Origin of the sequence: Streptomyces atriruber (assembly GCF_001418325.1) — a bacterium.
Classification (GTDB): domain Bacteria; phylum Actinomycetota; class Actinomycetes; order Streptomycetales; family Streptomycetaceae; genus Streptomyces; species Streptomyces atriruber.
In genome coordinates this window covers 1-15,978 of record NZ_LIPN01000253.1, presented here as the reverse complement: position 1 = coordinate 15,978, position 15,978 = coordinate 1, and the positions used below count along the sequence as shown (strand labels likewise).

Below are 15,978 nucleotides of genomic sequence, written 5' to 3'. Positions count from 1 at the left end.
CTGATCGTGCCGTGCCTCTGTCCTCCTGTGCTTCCCACCGGTAACTTCCGCCCCGTACAGCCAGGGATGGAGGACACATGCAGGCGCCCACACCGATACCCGTCGAGCGGTTGCAGTTCGCGATGCCGCCCGTCCACGAATCCGTGGCGGACGAACGGCGGCACCGCAAGGAGCGGCTCGCCGGCGCGCTGCGCGTCTTCGGGAGGCTCGGGTACGAGGACGGGGTCTCCGGCCACATCACCGCACGCGACCCGGAGCACACCGACTGCTTCTGGGTGAACCCCTTCGGGATGCCCTTCAAGCACGTCACCGTCGGCGACCTCGTCCTCGCCAACGCCGAGGGACAGGTGGTCGAGGGGCGCCACCACGTCAACCAGGCCGCGTTCACCGTCCACGCCCAGGCGCATCTGGCGAGGCCCGACGTGGTCGCCGTCGCGCACTGCCACTCGCTGCACGGCCGCGCGCTCTCCACCCTCGGCGAACTCCTGGACCCGATCACCCAGGAGGCCTGCGCCTTCTACGAGAGCCATGCGCTGTACGACGGCTACACCGGTGTCGTCGTCGACGCGGAGGAGGGGCGCAGGATCGCGTCCGCGCTCGGCGACCACAAGGCGGTCGTCCTGCGCAACCACGGCCTGCTCACGGTCGGGGACTCCGTCGACGCCGCCGCCTGGTGGTTCATCTCCATGGAACGCTCCTGCCAGGTCCAGCTCAGCGCGCGGGCAGCGGGACGGCCCGTGCTGATCGGCCACAAGCAGGCGGTGCAGACCCGTGAGCAGCTCGGCAGCGATCTGGTCGCGTGGATCAACTACCAGTCCCTGTGGCAGGACATCAGCCGCAGCGAGCCGGATCTGCTGGCCTGACCTCGACGTCAACGCCCGGCCGCGCCTTTCACCCCCGCTGACCTGACCCCGGGCATTCGTTCGCCTTTCAGTACGGCACAATTCCCCTTCTCTGCAAGGAAGTTCGCGGGAGGCCCCAGTGGCTTCGAGGGTGGGGAAGGCGGCGTACGCGGTGGCAGTGCAGGAGGCAGGGCAGGGCGTGCACGGGGGCGGTTGCACGTGCGGCGGCTGCCCGCACGGGGCGCGTGAAGGGCACCGGCGTGCCGTGGCCGCGTTCCTCGCCCAGCGCGACGGGTTCGCGGCGGGGGAGGGGCTGCCCGCGGCCGTCGCACACTCGGCGGGCGCCTCTCGGCAGTGGGTGTCGGACGAGCTGACGCAGTCCGCGCGGGCTGTCGCCGAGCGCGGCAGGGCCGAGGGCGAGGCCTGGCTGCGACGGCTGTGGACGCGCACGCTCGGCGTCGTGTGGGGCTCCTTCGTCGTGCTGCTCCTCGTCCAGGCGCTCACCGCGATCGGCACCGGCTGGTCGGACGCGCGCACGGCCGGTCTCCTTGCGGCTCTCGTCGTGGCCGGGCTGCTGACCGGCGCCGCATACGCGCACCGGGCGCGCGGCGGGGTCCTCGCGCCGGTGATCGGCGAGGACAACCGGCTCTCCACCTCGCGTGCCGTGGCCGCCTGCTGGGTCCTCCTCGTCGTCTTCGCCGTGCTCGTCCTCGCCGGCGAACTGGCCGCGGCCTCCGGACACGCGCAGCGCGACGCACTGATCGACGGTCTCGAACTCGCCCGCGCCGCCGGAACCGTGACCGTCCTCGCCGTGGTGTGCGCGGTCGCCGTCCTGGTGCGCAGGGTCGTCGGCCTGCGCGTGCTGGGCCAGCGGCTGCAGAAGGTGCGCGCGGACCGGCCACGGGCCTCCGACCCGCTCACCGACGACGCGGGCCGCGGCAGCTTCGCCGACGCGCAGTACGTCCTGATCAGCGCCGCCGCCGTGGTCTTCGCCGCCGTACGCCTGGCCCGGCGGCCCGAGCAGCTGCCCGACCTGCCGTGGGGTCTCGCCCTGCTCGTACTGGTCTCCGCCGCGACGTACCTGGCGGGGAAGTACTCCGAAGGCGGCCGTCCCGTGATCCTCTCCGTCGTCCGCGCGCGGGAGGCCGGGGACCTCGACGCCCCCATCCGCACGGGCGACGACATCGAGATCCGCGGCGCGGGCTTCGTCCCGCCCGGCGCCGGGGACGCGGACCGGCTCGCCCGCACGGTCGTCCGTATCGGTGCCGTACACGTCCACGTGCCGCTCGTGCCCGTGCCGGGCGGCTTCACCAATCCGACCGACGCGGTGCTGACCGTGCCCGTCCCCGTCGACGTGGAACCCGGCCGCGTCGACGTCCAGGTCGTCACGGCCGCTGGCGTCGAGACGAACCGCGTCACGATCGACGTCTTGGACTGACCCACCGAACCTCCCCCTGACCTGGTCCTGCCGCCTTCGGAACACCGTGGAATAGGACCGCCGTGGAATCCGCCGCACGCCACTGAGCAGCGGCCCCTCTTCGTACGTATCGTCAAAAGACGGGACCACGCGAGAGGCGGCGGAGTGCCATGGCGCACGGCATGCGTACGGAAAGCCACACCAGCCACATCAGGCGGGACGACTGGCGGGAGACCGCCACCCGTTACGCCCTGCTCCCCCTGCGGATCTTCCTGGGCATCACCTTCATCTACGCGGGCCTCGACAAACTCACCGACAGCACCTTCATGCAGGCGAGCGGCGCGGGATCGATCGGCGCGCAGATGGAGGGCGTCCGCGACATCTCCGCGATCCCCGCTCTCGTCGACCTCTCCCTCAAGAGCCCCGTCGGCTTCGGCTACGCCATCGCCCTGGGGGAACTGGCCGTCGGCATCGGCACACTGATCGGCCTGTTCGCCCGCGTCGCCGCGCTCGGCGGCGCCCTCATCTCGCTGAGCCTCTGGCTGACCGTCAGCTGGTACGAGGAGCCCTACTACTACGGCAACGACCTGGCCTACCTGATGGCGTGGCTGCCACTGGTCCTGGCCGGAGCCTCGGTCCTCTCCGTCGACTCCTTGCGCGCCGCCCGCCGCAGAAGCACCCCGGGCCCGGCCGGTCCCGCTAGTCCCGCGGCTCCTTGACGCCCTTGGCACCGCCCGGGCGGCCCGCACCCCTCGGGCGTATTCCATGAATCGCCGCAGCCACGCCCGCGAGGAACAGGCCGGCCATCACGAGCGGCAGTGCGACGAACCACGGAGCCTCCCAGGCACCGCCCGCGTCGCCCGCGTACACAACGGCGACCAACAGCAGGAAGAGTCCTGCCACCAGCTTGCCGGGGTGGAATTCATGACGTAGCACGGGTCACCTTCGCTTGTCCGACGCCGACTTCGAGGCGCAGATCGATCGTGCCGCCGCCGGTGTCACCCGAGGGAGGCCGCAGCGTCACCTTCTTCTCCCGGCCCGGAGCGATGTCCAGGTCCTTGTTCTTGTCGTCCGGCAAGACGATGTCGCCGACGCCCACCTCCGCGTCGAGCCGCACGGTGGCGTCCTTCGGCAGGACCACCCTGAGGTCGCCCGCACCGACTTCGACGCTGGTCTTCAACGTCTTGTCCTTGCCGACGTCGACCTTGCTCAGATCGAGCGTGCCCGTGCCGAGCCCCACCTCGTAATGGGGCCGGACGTCCGCCGCCTCGGCCGGTATCCAGTCCGTGCGGGCGTAATGCGTGGTGATGTTGTCCGGCAGGGCCGCGGCGCCGGCGAGGAGGCCGGCCGTCAGCACCGCGAGCACGATCGATCCCGCCCCGGTGCGCCCGAGGAAGGCGCTGACCGCGATGCCGGTCCCGAACACTGCGAGCGCGCACGCGAGGCCGACCTGCAACGTCGTGCCGAGCGGTTGATCCTCCCAGGTCAGCCCAGTCCCGAGGCCGCCCGCGAGCAGGGCCAACAGGAACACCCAGCCGCCGATCCAGCGCGGCCCGCGGGGCTTGGGCGCGGGCGGGGGCACCGCCGCCTTGCGGGGCACGCCCTGGTGGTGGCCCGTCGGCTGATACTCCACGTGAAGACCCTGGGGGCCCCAGAAATAGCCCGAGATCCCGTCGTGCGTGCCGTCCTTGATTATCGGGTCGCGCCACCACGAAGGTCCTCCGGCGACCGGCGGCGCCTTCGCCTCGGGCGGGGCATCCGCCGCGGCCTGGGCCGCCACCGGGTCGGGATCGAGGGTGTCGCGCTGCTGCGACCAATACCCCGCGCCCGCGAGGAGCAGGGCGAGGACGGCGGCGAAGGTGAGCGCCCCACCGTTGTTCAACAAGGTCAGGAAGACGCCGCAGCCGACGAGCGCGAAGAGCACGGCGGTCAGCGCCTGGCCGTCGACCCGGCCGGAGAGGAGCCTGCGGGCTTCGTTCTCCTCCTCGTCCTCGTACGGCGTGAAGAGCCATGCGAAGCCGTAGAACACCAGGCCGAGGCCGCTGGTGATCGCCAGCACGGCCAGGCCGATGCGGAAGATCACCGGGTCCATGTCGCAGTGTCGGCCGAGCCCGGCGCACACCCCGCCGAGCTTCTTCTGCCGACGGTCACGGCGGAACTTGCGCTCCTCGGCGGGCAGGCCCGGATCGGGAACGTCCGCGGGACCGCCCGGGATGCCGTGCGCGGCGCGCAGGGCATCGCGGATGGCGGCCTCGGTCTCCGTCTCGGCGGGCTGCTGATCTGTCATGCGTCCATGGTGACCGCCGCGGGGCCGCCGCGGCAGTCGGGACGACCCTGGACGAACCCTGATATCGCCCCTGAGACTCCTCGGGTCGCACCCCTGACAGGGCCGTGGCAGGGGACCGGATCAGGGAAGTCTCGGGGGTCGACCCTGATGCTCGGACCCGCGCTCGCGTGTGAATATCGATGACATGCCGGAAGCCGCCGCACCGCCCACCGACGACGTCCGACCGCTGCGCAAGCTCTATCGCAGCGGCGACGGACGTTGGCTCGGCGGTGTCGCGCGCGGTCTGGCCGGACATCTCGGGCTGCCCGTGATCTGGGTCCGGCTCATCTTTGTCGGCCTGTTCACGGCGGACGGGCTCGGCGGTCTGCTCTATGCGGCGTTCTGGTTCTTCGTCCCGCTCGGCGTGGGCGGGGTGGACGCCGAGCGGCCCCCCGCGGCCGTCAGCTCCGAGACGGCGCCGGACGGCCGGCGCAGACTCGTGGCCCGCAAGCCCGACAAGGGGCAGCTCGTCGCGCTCCTCGCGATGGTCGTCGTCGCCATGGTCTTCGTCAGCAACGTGGACCTGGACGGCTCGACGAAGGCGTACGTCGTCCCGACCCTGCTCGTGGCCGCCGGTGTCGCCCTCGTCTGGCGGCAGGCCGACAATGCCCGCAGAGCACGCTGGATGGCCGTCGGCCGGCGCAGGCGCACCCTGACGATCGCCCGCTCGGCAGCCGGAGTGCTCCTGGTCGGCGCCGGGGTGTCCGGCATCTTCGTGCTGCAGGGCTCCGCCGCCCACCTGGGCGCCGTGCTGCAGGCCTCGCTCGCCGTGCTCGTCGGCGTCGCGCTGCTCGCCGGCCCCTATCTCGTCCGCATGATGCAGGACCTCTCCGAGGAGCGGCTGATGCGCATCCGCGCCCAGGAGAGAGCCGAGGTCGCCGCCCATGTGCACGACTCCGTGCTGCACACCCTGACCCTGATCCAGCGCAACGCGGAGAGCGCGAGCGAAGTGCGCCGCCTCGCCCGCGCCCAGGAGCGCGACCTGCGGGCCTGGCTCTACAAACCCGAGGGCACCGGCAAGGACGAGGACGAGGAACCCGACACCCTCGCCGAGGCGGTCCGCCGCAGCGCCGCGGAGGTCGAGGACAAGCACGGCGTCCCCATCGAGGTCGTCGTGGTCGGCGACTGCCCGCTCGACGAGCGGCTGACCGCACAGATGCAGGCCGCGAGGGAAGCGATGGTGAACGCCGCCAAGTACGGTGGCGAGGGCGGCGCGGTGCAGGTCTTCGCCGAGGTCGAGGGGGAGACGGTGTTCGTCTCCGTACGGGACCGCGGTCCCGGGTTCGATCTGGACTCCGTGCCGGACGATCGCATGGGCGTACGAGAATCGATCATCGGCCGTATGCAGCGCAACGGCGGCACGGCGCGGCTCCGCGCGGTGCCCGGCGGCGGCACGGAAGTCGAGCTGGAGATGGAGAGGACGGCGACGACATGAGCGACGCGACCGGGGCGAGCGGGCCCACGGAGCCGACCGGGACGGACGAGGGCGGCGGTGCGGACGGACGTCGTGTGCGAGTCGTCCTGGTCGACGACCACCGGATGTTCCGCACCGGAGTGCAGGCGGAGATCGGCCGCACCGACGTCACGGGCGTCGAGGTCGTCGGCGAGGCGGACGACGTCGACCAGGCGGTCACGGTCATCACGGCCACGCGCCCCGAGGTCGTCCTCCTGGACGTGCATCTGCCGGGCGGCGGAGGCGTGGAAGTGCTGCGCCGCTGCTCGCCGTTGATGTCCGACGCGGAGAGCCCGGTGCGGTTCCTCGCGCTGTCGGTCTCCGATGCCGCCGAGGACGTCATCGGTGTCATCCGCGGCGGCGCTCGTGGCTATGTCACCAAGACCATCACCGGCACCGATCTGGTGGACTCGATCTTCCGCGTGCAGGACGGCGACGCGGTGTTCTCGCCGCGCCTCGCCGGATTCGTCCTGGACGCCTTCGCTTCGACGGACGCGCCTCCGGTCGACGAGGACCTGGACCGCCTCACCCAGCGCGAGCGCGAGGTCCTGCGGCTCATCGCACGCGGTTATGCGTACAAGGAGATCGCCAAGCAGCTCTTCATCTCCGTGAAGACGGTCGAGTCGCATGTCTCGGCGGTGCTGCGGAAGCTCCAGCTGTCCAACCGCCATGAGCTGACGCGGTGGGCGACGGCGCGACGGCTGGTCTGACCGGGCGCTAAAGCGCTGGGGCGCTAGCGGTGCACGGCGGCGCCGGTCGGTGCCGCCGGGCCGAGGTTGCGCAGGGCCCAGCGGTAGTGGCCGACCGCCTTCGCGGCGCCGAGGAGGCCGGTCAGCCAGAGCAGCAGGCCGATGCCCATCCCGAGGGCGACGTCGGCGTAGGTCTCGTGGCCCGGTTCGGCGTACGCGGCCGCGGTGAACGACATCCAGAGCCCGAGCGTGCACACGGCGAGGGACGACAGGAGCCAGACGAGGCTGAGGCCTGGGGAGCGCAGCCGGGCGTCGGACGCCGGGTGGCTGTCCAAGGCGAGCCAGGCTTCCTTCAGTTGCCGTATGCGCCGGTCGCGGCGGATGCCGAAGACGACGCCGATGACCGCGGGGGCCAGCGCCGCCAGGCCGAGGATCGCGAGGACCGGGCCCAGCAGGAAGCCGCTGGGGTCCTTGTCGGCGATGAACCGGATCGGCTGGATCAGCAGGGCCCAGCCGATGACGCCGCCGACTCCGCACAGCCACAGCAGCAGGAGCCGAATCAGCCCGAAGTGCCGCCTGTGCAGCTCCTGCAGGGCCATGCCCCGGTCGGTGAGCAGCGTCTGCCGGTCCGGCCAGGTGCGCAGATACACGGGTGGCGGGGGCGGAGGCAGCGTACGGCTAGGCATGTGCGTGACATTACTGGCAGGGGATCTTCTTGATCGTCGCAGCCCGGTTGCCCCGTGGCGGGCGGTGGCGGTGCCCGGGCGGTGGCGGTCAGGCGGTCAGGCCACGCGTGTGGCTCCCGCGAACGGCATCTGGTCGATGGGGGCGAGGCGCACGGGAGCGCTCGGGTTCGGGGCGTGGATCATCTGGCCGTTGCCGACGTAGAGGCCGACGTGGCTGATGCCCGAGTAGAAGAACACCAGGTCGCCGGGGCGCAGTTCGGAGCGGGGGACTCGCCGGCCCGCGGCGATCTGCGCGTAGGTGGTGCGGGGCAGCCCGACGCCCGCCGAGCGGTAGGCGGCCTGGGTGAGCCCCGAGCAGTCGAAGGCGTCGGGGCCGGTGGCGCCCCAGACGTAGGGACGGCCGATGGCCTTGTACGCGTAGGCGACGGCGGAGGCGGCACGGGCGTTGGGGGCTTTGGCGGCGCCCAGGGAGGGGTCTCGGGCCGTGGAGCGGTCGGCCCGGTCGTCGTCTGCCGGACCGGCCAGTTCGGCACGCTGCTCGGCGGTGAGGCGGGACAGCAGCCGCTTCGCCTCGCCCAGCTTTCCGTTGATCGTCTTCTTGTGCTCGCGCAGTTCCGTCCGGCGCGCGCGGAGGGCGGCCAGCCGGTCGTCGGCCCGGCCGCGCAGCCGGTCGATCTCCTGGACCTGCTCCCGCACTTCGCCGACGGCCAGGGCCTGACGGCTGCCGGCCCGGTCGGCGCGCGCCGCGCGGTCCAGGAACTGGTCGGGGTCGGACGAGAGCGCGAGCTGTATGGAGGGATCGATGCCGCCCGCGCGGTACTGCGCCGCGGCGTACGAACCCAGGCTGTTGCGCGCGGAGTTGAGCTTCTCCGTTTTGCGGGCCGCTTCGTCGCGCAGTGTGCCGAGTGCGGTTTCGGCCTTTTCGGCCTTCTCCTTCGCGCCGTTGTACTTCTCGGTGGCCGTCTCGGCCTCGCGGTAGAGCGAGTCGACCCTGGACTTCACCTCGGCGGGGCTGAGCCGGGGATCCGCGTGTCCCGTGCCGTCGAAGGCGGTGGCCGATGCGGCTCCCGCGAGGGCGAGGGTCAAGGCGGTGCGGGCCGTGCTGCCGCTGAGCGAGCGCTGGCTGGGCTTGCGGTGCGCTGCCACGAAGTGGGGCTCCTTACGTGTCCGGCGGCGGCCCGCACAGGGGGAGCAGGCCGCCGCCGGTCTTCTCGGCGGTGGTGGCCGACGGCCGTCCCGGGTCGGACGGCGGTGGGGAGTCGGTCACCTGGTGGAGGACGCTAAACCTGACCGTCACGGGTTGGTGACGGATTGTGCGCAATTGACAGAAGTGGGCGGAACCGTGGCAGGCCTCGACCGTGTGCGTCGCGGGGTGGCAGCTGCTTCACGCGCGGACGTGATCGATGGCTTGTTTCCGACGCACCCCGCCGTGGGGTGGTGATATGGGGGCGCCTGCCCGGGGAGGCGGGCCCCGGGCTAGGCTCCGGCCTCATGGACGTACTCATCCATCTCTTCGTCGGCCTGCACATCATCGGCATCGCTTCGCTCCTGGGCGGTTTCCTGACCCAGATGAAGCAGATGGGCCAGGGCACCGCCCGCTTCAGCCCCGCGATGCTGCACGGCGCGCTGACCATGCTCGTCACCGGTGTGGTCCTGGTGGGCCTCAACCAGGCGGACGACAACACGGTCAACAACGTCAAGATCGGCATCAAGATGGCCGTGCTGATCGTGATCCTCGCGCTGGTCTATGTGAAGCGGGACGAGGAGAAGGTGGACAAGGGCATGTTCGGCGCGGTCGGCCTGCTGACCACCGCAAACATCTTCATCGCGGTGCTGTGGACCTGAGTTTTCCGCCTCTACGCGCGCGTGGCCCGCATCCGGGAAGGATGCGGGCCACGCGCGCGTAGAGAGGTGCTCGGCGAAGCGGCGCCTCCATGCGAGGCGCTTCGTCGTCAGGCGGGGCGCACCACGCTGTGGATCGGCATGTAGTAGATCGACTCGACACGGACGTTCGCGCCCGGCTTCGGGGCGTGGATCATCTTGCCGTTGCCGATGTAGATCCCCACGTGGCTGATGTCGTCGTAGAAGAACACCAGGTCACCCGGTTTCGCGTCGGCGGTCTTCACCGTCGTGCCGACCTTCACCTGGTCCCACGTGGTGCGCGGCAGGGAGATCCCCGCGGCCTTCCACGCGTCCTGGGTGAGCCCGGAGCAGTCGTACGAGTCGGGGCCGGTGGCACCCCATACGTACGGCTTGCCGATCTGCGCCTCCGCGAAGTCGATCACCTTCGCGGCCTTGGTGGCGTAGCTGCCGTCCGAGCTTCCGGAGCCCGAACCGGAACCGGAACCGGAGCCCGAGCCGGCGTCGGAACCGGAGTCCTGGCCGCCCTCCCGCTCCTTCTCCCGCTGGGCCGCCTCCTCCGCCTTGCGCTTGCGCTCCGCCTCGGCGGCCTGCTCGCGCGCCAGCTTCTCGGCCTTGCGCTTGGCCTCCTGCTTCTTCTTGCGCTCGATCTCCGCGAGCCGCGCCTTCTCCTCGGCGGTGAGCTTCGAGAGGAGCTCGCGCGCGTCGCCCAGCTTCTTCTGGACGGTCTGCTTGCTCGTCCTGAGGTCGTCCCGGGAGTCGGTCAGCGTCTCGAGGCTCTTCGCGGCCTTCGTGCGCTGCTTGGTCGCCGACGCCTGCTGCGCCTGGTAGTCGTCGACCGCCTTCTTCTGGCGCGTGGTCAGCCGGTCCGCGAGGTGGTTCTGGTCGAAGTAGCCCTGCGGGTCGTTGGCGAGCATCATCGTGGCCGTCTCGGAGACGGCGCCGGTGCGGTACTGCGCCGCGGCGAAGGAGCCGAGCTCCTTGCGCGCGTCGTTCAGCTTGTCGGTGCGCTCGGCCACGTCGTCGAGCAGCCGGTCGACCTTCTTGCGCTGCTTGTCGGTGTGCTCCTTGGCCGAGTTGTACTTCTGGGTGGCCACCCCCGCCTGCTGGTAGAGCTCGTCGACCTTCTTCTGTACTTCTTCGAGGCTGGGCTTCGTCGGCGCGGAGGGCGCTGCCTGCGCGCTCTGCGACAGGAGGGCGACGGAGGTGAGGGCTGCCGTCGTGATGCCGATGGCGGGGGCCGTGCGAAGGCCGGCCGTCCGGTTCCGCGGCTTGCGGTGCGACGCCAAGGAGGCGACTCCTTCCGTAGACCGCCTACCGGGTTAGCTGTCGGGTTCGGGCGGGTGGTTCGGAAGGCTGCCCTACGGTCCCGTACTACGTACGGGACCGATTCACCCCAAGGTCTCGGTGGGTCCCCGGCTCCGACCATGTCGGACTCGGCGGAGGCCGCCCGTTCCCGGCGGGGTTCGCCGGTGGGGGGACGAGTGGCCCGCCGGGCACGCTAGCCAACTCGTGTGGCCCGTGTGAAGGTTGATGTTCGATATGCCCGATACATTTTCGTGACTTCACGAGACCCGTGACGCGGGCCGGGGCCCGCGGTGAGACACCATAGCGGAATGCATCCGTCCATGTGCGGAGGGTCAGGAAGGCGGGCTGTCCGGAACCCGCAGCGGGTTGTCAGTGGGGCCGCCTAGACTCGGGAGGCGATGAGCAGCCTCTTTGATGACAGCTTCCTGGCGGATCTGCAGCCTTCCGGGGCCACGGACGAAGCGCCCCCGCCGCCGCCCGAGGACAACGCTCCGGAGCCCGTTCCGGACGACCTGTTCGACGGGAAGTTCGACGCGCCCATGACCCGGGACTCGCATTACCGCGACGGCGCCCCGCGCCCGGTCATCGACCCGGCGACGCTCCTCGACGGGCTGAACGAGAACCAGCGCGCGGCGGTCGTGCACGCCGGCTCCCCGCTGCTCATCGTCGCCGGCGCCGGATCCGGCAAGACCCGCGTGCTGACCCACCGCATCGCGCACCTGCTCGCCGAGCGCGGCGTGCACCCCGGCCAGATCCTCGCGATCACCTTCACGAACAAGGCCGCGGGCGAGATGAAGGAACGCGTCGAGCAGCTCGTGGGGCCCCGGGCGAACGCGATGTGGGTGTCGACCTTCCACAGCGCCTGCGTCCGCATCCTCCGCAGGGAGTACAAGAAGCTGGGCTTCACGTCCTCCTTCTCGATCTACGACGCCGCGGACTCCAAGCGCCTCATGTCCCTGGTCTGCCGTGACCTGGACCTCGACCCGAAGAAGTTCCCGCCGAAGTCCTTCAGCGCCAAGATCTCGAACCTGAAGAACGAGCTGATCGACGAAGAGGACTTCGCGGGCCAGGCCGCCGACGGCTTCGAGAAGACCCTCGCCCAGGCCTACGCCATGTACCAGTCCCGCCTCCGCGAGGCGAACGCGCTGGACTTCGACGACCTGATCATGACGACGGTCCACCTGCTGCGCGCCTTCCCGGACGTCGCCGAGCACTACAGGCGCCGCTTCCGGCACGTCATGGTCGATGAGTACCAGGACACCAACCACGCCCAGTACGCACTGGTGCGCGAGCTGGTCGGCCCCTCCGGAGGCGAGGGGGACGACCCCGCCGAGCTGTGCGTGGTGGGCGACGCCGACCAGTCCATCTACGCCTTCCGCGGCGCCACCATCCGCAACATCCTCCAGTTCGAGGAGGACTACACGGACGCGACGACGATCCTCCTGGAGCAGAACTACCGCTCCACGCAGACGATCCTGACCGCCGCGAACGCGGTCATCGAGCGGAACGAGAGCCGCCGCCCCAAGAACCTGTGGACCAACCAGGGCGCGGGCGCACGCATCACCGGATACGTCGCGGACACCGAGCACGACGAGGCGCAGTTCGTCGCCGACGAGATCGACCGTCTCACCGACGCGGGCGACGCGAAGGCCGGCGACGTGGCGATCTTCTACCGGACGAACGCCCAGTCCCGTGTCTTCGAAGAGATCTTCATCCGCGTCGGCCTGCCCTACAAGGTCGTCGGCGGCGTTCGCTTCTACGAGCGCAAGGAGGTCCGCGATGTGCTGGCCTACCTGCGCGTTCTCGCCAACCCCGAGGACGCGGTCCCGCTGCGCCGCATTCTCAACGTGCCGAAGAGGGGCATCGGCGACCGCGCCGAAGCCATGATCGACGCGCTCTCGCAGCGCGAGAAGATCTCCTTCCCGCAGGCGCTGCGCCGCGTCGACGAGGCGTACGGAATGGCGGCCCGCTCGACCAACGCCGTCAAGCGTTTCAACACGCTCATGGAGGAGCTGCGGACCATCGTCGAGTCCGGCGCGGGTCCGGCAGTCGTCCTGGAAGCCGTGCTCGAACGGACCGGCTACCTCGCCGAGTTGCAGGCCTCGACCGACCCGCAGGACGAGACCCGCATCGAGAACCTCCAGGAGCTCGCCGCCGTGGCGCTGGAGTTCGAGCAGGACAACGGCCAGGCAGCGGACAGCACTCAGGCATCGGACAGCGCACAGGCCGAGGGCGCCGCGGGCACGGCTGAAGACGACGCGGGCGCGGCCGAGGGCGATGCGGGTGAGGGCGCCGCCCCGGCCGGTACGCTTTCGGACTTCCTGGAGCGTGTCGCCCTGGTCGCCGACTCCGACCAGATCCCCGACGAGGAGGACGACGGCTCCGGAGTCATCACGCTCATGACCCTGCACACCGCCAAGGGCCTCGAATTCCCCGTGGTGTTCCTGACCGGCATGGAGGACGGCGTCTTCCCGCACATGCGCTCGCTTGGGCAGGTCAAGGAGCTGGAGGAGGAGCGTCGCCTCGCGTACGTGGGCATCACCCGAGCGCGTGAACGGCTCTACCTGACGCGGTCGTCCATGCGCAGCGCCTGGGGCACGCCGTCGTACAACCCGCCGTCGCGCTTCCTCGAGGAGATCCCGGACGCGCACCTGGACTGGAAGCGGACCGGCTCGGTCGGCGCGCCGGCCTCGTCCGGACCTGCCGCGGGCATCGCGTCGTCGCTGTCGTCGTCGCGCTCGCGCTCCGGCGGGGCACAGGGCTTCGCCACGCGCCGCGCGTCGGAGAAGCCGGTGGTGTCGCTGGCCGTCGGCGACCGTGTCACGCACGACCAGTTCGGTCTCGGGACCGTGGTCGGGGTGAAGGGGACGGGGGCGAACGCCGAGGCGACGGTGGACTTCGGAGAGCCCAAGCCGAAGCGTCTCCTGCTGCGGTATGCGCCGGTGGAGAAGTTGTAACGCGGGCGGCGGCGGCCGGAGTTACGTCGGGTCGAGGCCGTGGCTGCGCAGCCACGGCAGCGGGTCGATCGCCGAGCCGCCGGCGGGCCGCACCTCGAAGTGCAGGTGCGGGCCGGTGGAGTTGCCGGAGTTCCCGGAGAAGGCGATCGGCTCGCCCGCCTTCACGGGACCGCTGGAGATCTTGTGCGTGGAGAGGTGGCAGTACCACGTCTCCGTGCCGTCCTTCGCGGTGACGATCGCCATGTTGCCGTAGGCGCTGTTCCACTTCGTGGATACGGTGCCGTCTGTCGCGGCGAGGACCTCGGTGCCGTAGGACACCGGGAAGTCGATTCCGGAGTGCGCGGACATCCAGTTCACGCCTGCCTGGCCGAACTGCGCGCTGAGGCCGTGCTGCTTGACCGGCAGGGCGAACTTGGGCCGCAGCCGCTCCTTGCGTGCGGCTTCGGCCGCCGCCTTCTTCTCGGCGGCCACCTTCTCCGCCTTGAGGTCGATACGTTCCTGCGTGCGGCTCGCGCGGTCCGCGAAGTCGCCCGCGTCCGCGGAGAGGTTCGCGAGCTGGGTGTCCAGCTTGTTGTTGGCGGCGGAGGGCTTCACGGACGTGGGGTCCGGGGCCGACGCCGTCGTGTCCTTCTGGTCGTCCCCGCCGCCGAAGTTGCCCACGGAGGCGGCGGCCACTCCGGCGACGCCCATCACGCAGGCCGAGGGCACCGCGACGGTGAGGAGCGCGGAGCGTTTGGCGGGGGTGCGGCGGCGGGTCCTGGAGCGGCCGTCCCCCGCGGGTGCGCCGCGCTTTGCGCGGGAGGCGCGGGGAGCGGCACCGAGGGAGTCCGCCGACTCGGGGTCCGAGGACTCGTACCCGGCGTCCGCGTGGGCGTCGGTCTCGTACGGCTGGTCCGTGTCGTGCGGGACGGGCGCGCCGAGCAGGTCGGGTGCGTCGTGCGCCTCGCGGATGCCGTGCGCGTCGGGTGAGTTCCACGCCGTCGCGTCGTACGCACCGGTGTCGAAGGTCTGCGTGTCCCACTGGCCGGTCTGCGGGCCGTCCGACGAGGCCTGGTGCCAGGCGGCGGTGTCCCACTGGCCCGTCGAGTCGGGGCCCGGTTGCGACGGAATGTCGGCGACCTGCTGATGACCGCCGGTCGACCACATCGAGCCGGTGTCGTAGCTGCCGTCGTACGTGGCGGCGTAGTACTGCGCCGCGTACGCGTCGTAGGTGGCCGTCTGCTGGGAGCCCGCCATGGTCGCCCACTGGCCCGTGTCGTGCCCGCCGCCCGGCATGTCGCCGAAAAGGGGGTCGGTCGCGAACGTTCCGGTGTCGAAGCTGCCGGTGTCGAAGCCGCCCGTGGAATAGGTGTCGTAGCCGTAGCCGTTGTGCTGGGCACTCTGTTGGTCGTACGTCGCGTAGTGCGCGTAGTCGGCGCCGGGTGCCGAGGACGGGGGGATCGAGCTCCCCGACGGGTGACGGTCGTTCACCAACTTCTCTTTCGCCTCGGCAGCAGGGGCAGAGCAGTGCGGTGACTGTACCCGGCGGTATACGGGCACGACAATCTTCGGCAGGTTTCGTGGTTTCAGGAAACGGGCATTCGGCCGCCTTTCGGCGGACTGCGGGCACAGCCTTGGCCCTGCGTTCGAGATGCGTTCGATAGAAGTGGCGTGTCAGGCGACCGTGAGCCCGCCCGGTGCGCTCTTCGCGTCGGCTCCCGGGTTCGCCAGATCGAGTGCCTGACGGATTCCGTTTGCGACCGCGGGGTGCACCGGCAGCGCGAGATGGCCGATGCCGGTCACCCGGACGTTCTGCGCGGTCAGATCGGGGTGGTCGACGCAGGCCGTCTCCAGCGGGTCCATGATCTGGTCCAGATCGCTCCAGAAGCTCACGAACTGCGTGCGGCAGCCCGGCGCCGGTTCCTTGAGCTCCTCGATCACGTCGGAGCCCGGACGCATCTGCCGGACGATCGGGTGTGCGTTCGCGAGCGGTACGACGCGGGTGCCCGCGTGCGGTGTGCCGAGCGTGACCAGGGTGCGGATGCGGGTGTCGCCGCCGAGTCGCTGCGTGTAATAACGGGCTATCAGGCCGCCCAGGCTGTGCCCGACGACGTCGACCCGGGCGTGTCCCGTGCGCTCGCAGAGTTCCTCGATGTGGCGGCCCAGCAGCTCGGCGGCGCCCCGGATGTCGCAGGTCAGCGGGGAGTAGTTGAGGGACTCCACGCGGCGGCCGCCGTGCTGGGCCAGGGTGCGGCGGAGCAGTACGAACACGGAGCGGTTGTCGATGAAGCCGTGCAGAAGCAGCACCGGGGGCCTGCCGTCCGCCGGGAGGCGGGGGGCGCCGGGGGGCGGCTGGACCGTGGTCGCCCTGCGTTCCTGGGTGATGCCCGAGGGATACAGGAGGAGGTGGCCCGCGAGGATCGTCAGCTCCAAGGCCGTCGCCTTGAGGAGGGCCATGGAG

The 15,978-nt window shown here is 70.8% G+C and carries 15 protein-coding genes and 1 riboswitch; of the genes, 7 read left to right on the top strand and 8 right to left on the bottom strand.

The genetic code is table 11. The features are described from left to right. Nucleotides 1-77 precede the first annotated feature (77 nt). From AOK03_RS25025 to AOK03_RS25015, 3 genes are all read left to right on the top strand, one after another. Nucleotides 78-863: a class II aldolase/adducin family protein gene (locus tag AOK03_RS25025; protein ID WP_055567595.1), complete on the top strand. Its 786-nt coding sequence runs from the start codon at nucleotides 78-80 to the stop codon at nucleotides 861-863. 151 nt (nucleotides 864-1,014) lie between these two features. Next, nucleotides 1,015-2,280 (top strand): hypothetical protein, encoded by a 1,266-nt coding sequence (locus AOK03_RS25020; protein WP_055567604.1) that lies wholly within the window; start codon nucleotides 1,015-1,017, stop codon nucleotides 2,278-2,280. A 149-nt stretch (nucleotides 2,281-2,429) separates the two neighbouring features. After that, entirely contained in the window at nucleotides 2,430-2,978 is a 549-nt protein-coding gene (locus AOK03_RS25015; RefSeq protein ID WP_055567594.1) for a DoxX family protein, read from the top strand. Here the strand turns inward: AOK03_RS25015 and AOK03_RS25010 are convergent. Further along, the gene (locus AOK03_RS25010) at nucleotides 2,959-3,195 is read right to left on the bottom strand and encodes a hypothetical protein (RefSeq protein WP_055567593.1); all 237 of its coding nucleotides are present in this window, start codon (nucleotides 3,193-3,195) and stop codon (nucleotides 2,959-2,961) included. The two genes, AOK03_RS25015 and AOK03_RS25010, sit on opposite strands and share 20 nt — an antisense overlap. Beyond that, nucleotides 3,182-4,546, bottom strand: a complete 1,365-nt coding sequence (locus tag AOK03_RS25005) for a PspC domain-containing protein (RefSeq protein ID WP_055567592.1) — start codon at nucleotides 4,544-4,546, stop codon at nucleotides 3,182-3,184. Before AOK03_RS25005 ends, AOK03_RS25010 begins: the two co-directional genes overlap by 14 nt. A 184-nt stretch (nucleotides 4,547-4,730) precedes the next feature. On the opposite strand from AOK03_RS25005, the gene AOK03_RS25000 reads away from it, so the two are divergent. Together AOK03_RS25000 and AOK03_RS24995 are read left to right on the top strand one after the other, a co-directional pair. After that, the gene (locus tag AOK03_RS25000) at nucleotides 4,731-6,020 is read left to right on the top strand and encodes an ATP-binding protein (protein WP_055567591.1); all 1,290 of its coding nucleotides are present in this window, start codon (nucleotides 4,731-4,733) and stop codon (nucleotides 6,018-6,020) included. Further along, nucleotides 6,017-6,748 (top strand): LuxR C-terminal-related transcriptional regulator, encoded by a 732-nt coding sequence (locus AOK03_RS24995; protein WP_055567590.1) that lies wholly within the window; start codon nucleotides 6,017-6,019, stop codon nucleotides 6,746-6,748. Before AOK03_RS25000 ends, AOK03_RS24995 begins: the two co-directional genes overlap by 4 nt. A 23-nt stretch (nucleotides 6,749-6,771) precedes the next feature. Here AOK03_RS24995 and AOK03_RS24990 read toward each other — a convergent pair whose 3' ends face one another. The 3 genes from AOK03_RS24990 to AOK03_RS42755 all read right to left on the bottom strand — a co-directional run bounded on the left by AOK03_RS24990 (nucleotide 6,772) and on the right by AOK03_RS42755 (nucleotide 8,710). Further along, complete coding sequence (locus tag AOK03_RS24990; RefSeq protein WP_063792568.1) at nucleotides 6,772-7,413, bottom strand: hypothetical protein; 642 nt, start codon at nucleotides 7,411-7,413, stop codon at nucleotides 6,772-6,774. 96 nt (nucleotides 7,414-7,509) lie between these two features. Further along, the gene (locus tag AOK03_RS24985; protein ID WP_055567588.1) at nucleotides 7,510-8,559 is read right to left on the bottom strand and encodes a C40 family peptidase; all 1,050 of its coding nucleotides are present in this window, start codon (nucleotides 8,557-8,559) and stop codon (nucleotides 7,510-7,512) included. A 13-nt stretch (nucleotides 8,560-8,572) separates the two neighbouring features. Next, nucleotides 8,573-8,710 carry a hypothetical protein gene (locus AOK03_RS42755; protein WP_157869070.1) on the bottom strand — a complete coding sequence of 46 codons (138 nt, stop codon included), beginning with the start codon at nucleotides 8,708-8,710 and terminating at the stop codon, nucleotides 8,573-8,575. 194 nt (nucleotides 8,711-8,904) lie between these two features. Here AOK03_RS42755 and AOK03_RS24980 point away from each other — a divergent pair, with 194 nt between their 5' ends. Beyond that, a complete protein-coding gene (locus AOK03_RS24980; protein ID WP_055567587.1) occupies nucleotides 8,905-9,258 on the top strand; it encodes a hypothetical protein in 354 nt (117 codons plus the stop codon). 107 nt (nucleotides 9,259-9,365) lie between these two features. Here the strand turns inward: AOK03_RS24980 and AOK03_RS24975 are convergent, their stop codons facing one another. Beyond that, nucleotides 9,366-10,562, bottom strand: a complete 1,197-nt coding sequence (locus AOK03_RS24975) for a C40 family peptidase (RefSeq protein ID WP_055567586.1) — start codon at nucleotides 10,560-10,562, stop codon at nucleotides 9,366-9,368. Between the two features lie 7 nt (nucleotides 10,563-10,569). After that, nucleotides 10,570-10,725: riboswitch (cyclic di-AMP (ydaO/yuaA leader) on the bottom strand. A 254-nt stretch (nucleotides 10,726-10,979) separates the two neighbouring features. Here AOK03_RS24975 and pcrA point away from each other — a divergent pair. After that, nucleotides 10,980-13,538, top strand: a complete 2,559-nt coding sequence (gene pcrA / locus AOK03_RS24970) for a DNA helicase PcrA (protein ID WP_055567585.1) — start codon at nucleotides 10,980-10,982, stop codon at nucleotides 13,536-13,538. Nucleotides 13,539-13,559: 21 nt separating this feature from the next. On the opposite strand, the gene AOK03_RS24965 is transcribed toward pcrA, so the two are convergent. Both AOK03_RS24965 and AOK03_RS24960 read right to left on the bottom strand, forming a co-directional pair. Further along, entirely contained in the window at nucleotides 13,560-15,008 is a 1,449-nt protein-coding gene (locus tag AOK03_RS24965) for a M23 family metallopeptidase (protein ID WP_055567584.1), read from the bottom strand. Between the two features lie 183 nt (nucleotides 15,009-15,191). After that, the coding region (locus AOK03_RS24960) for an esterase/lipase family protein (RefSeq protein WP_055567583.1) at nucleotides 15,192-15,978 on the bottom strand (787 nt) is incomplete at its 5' end.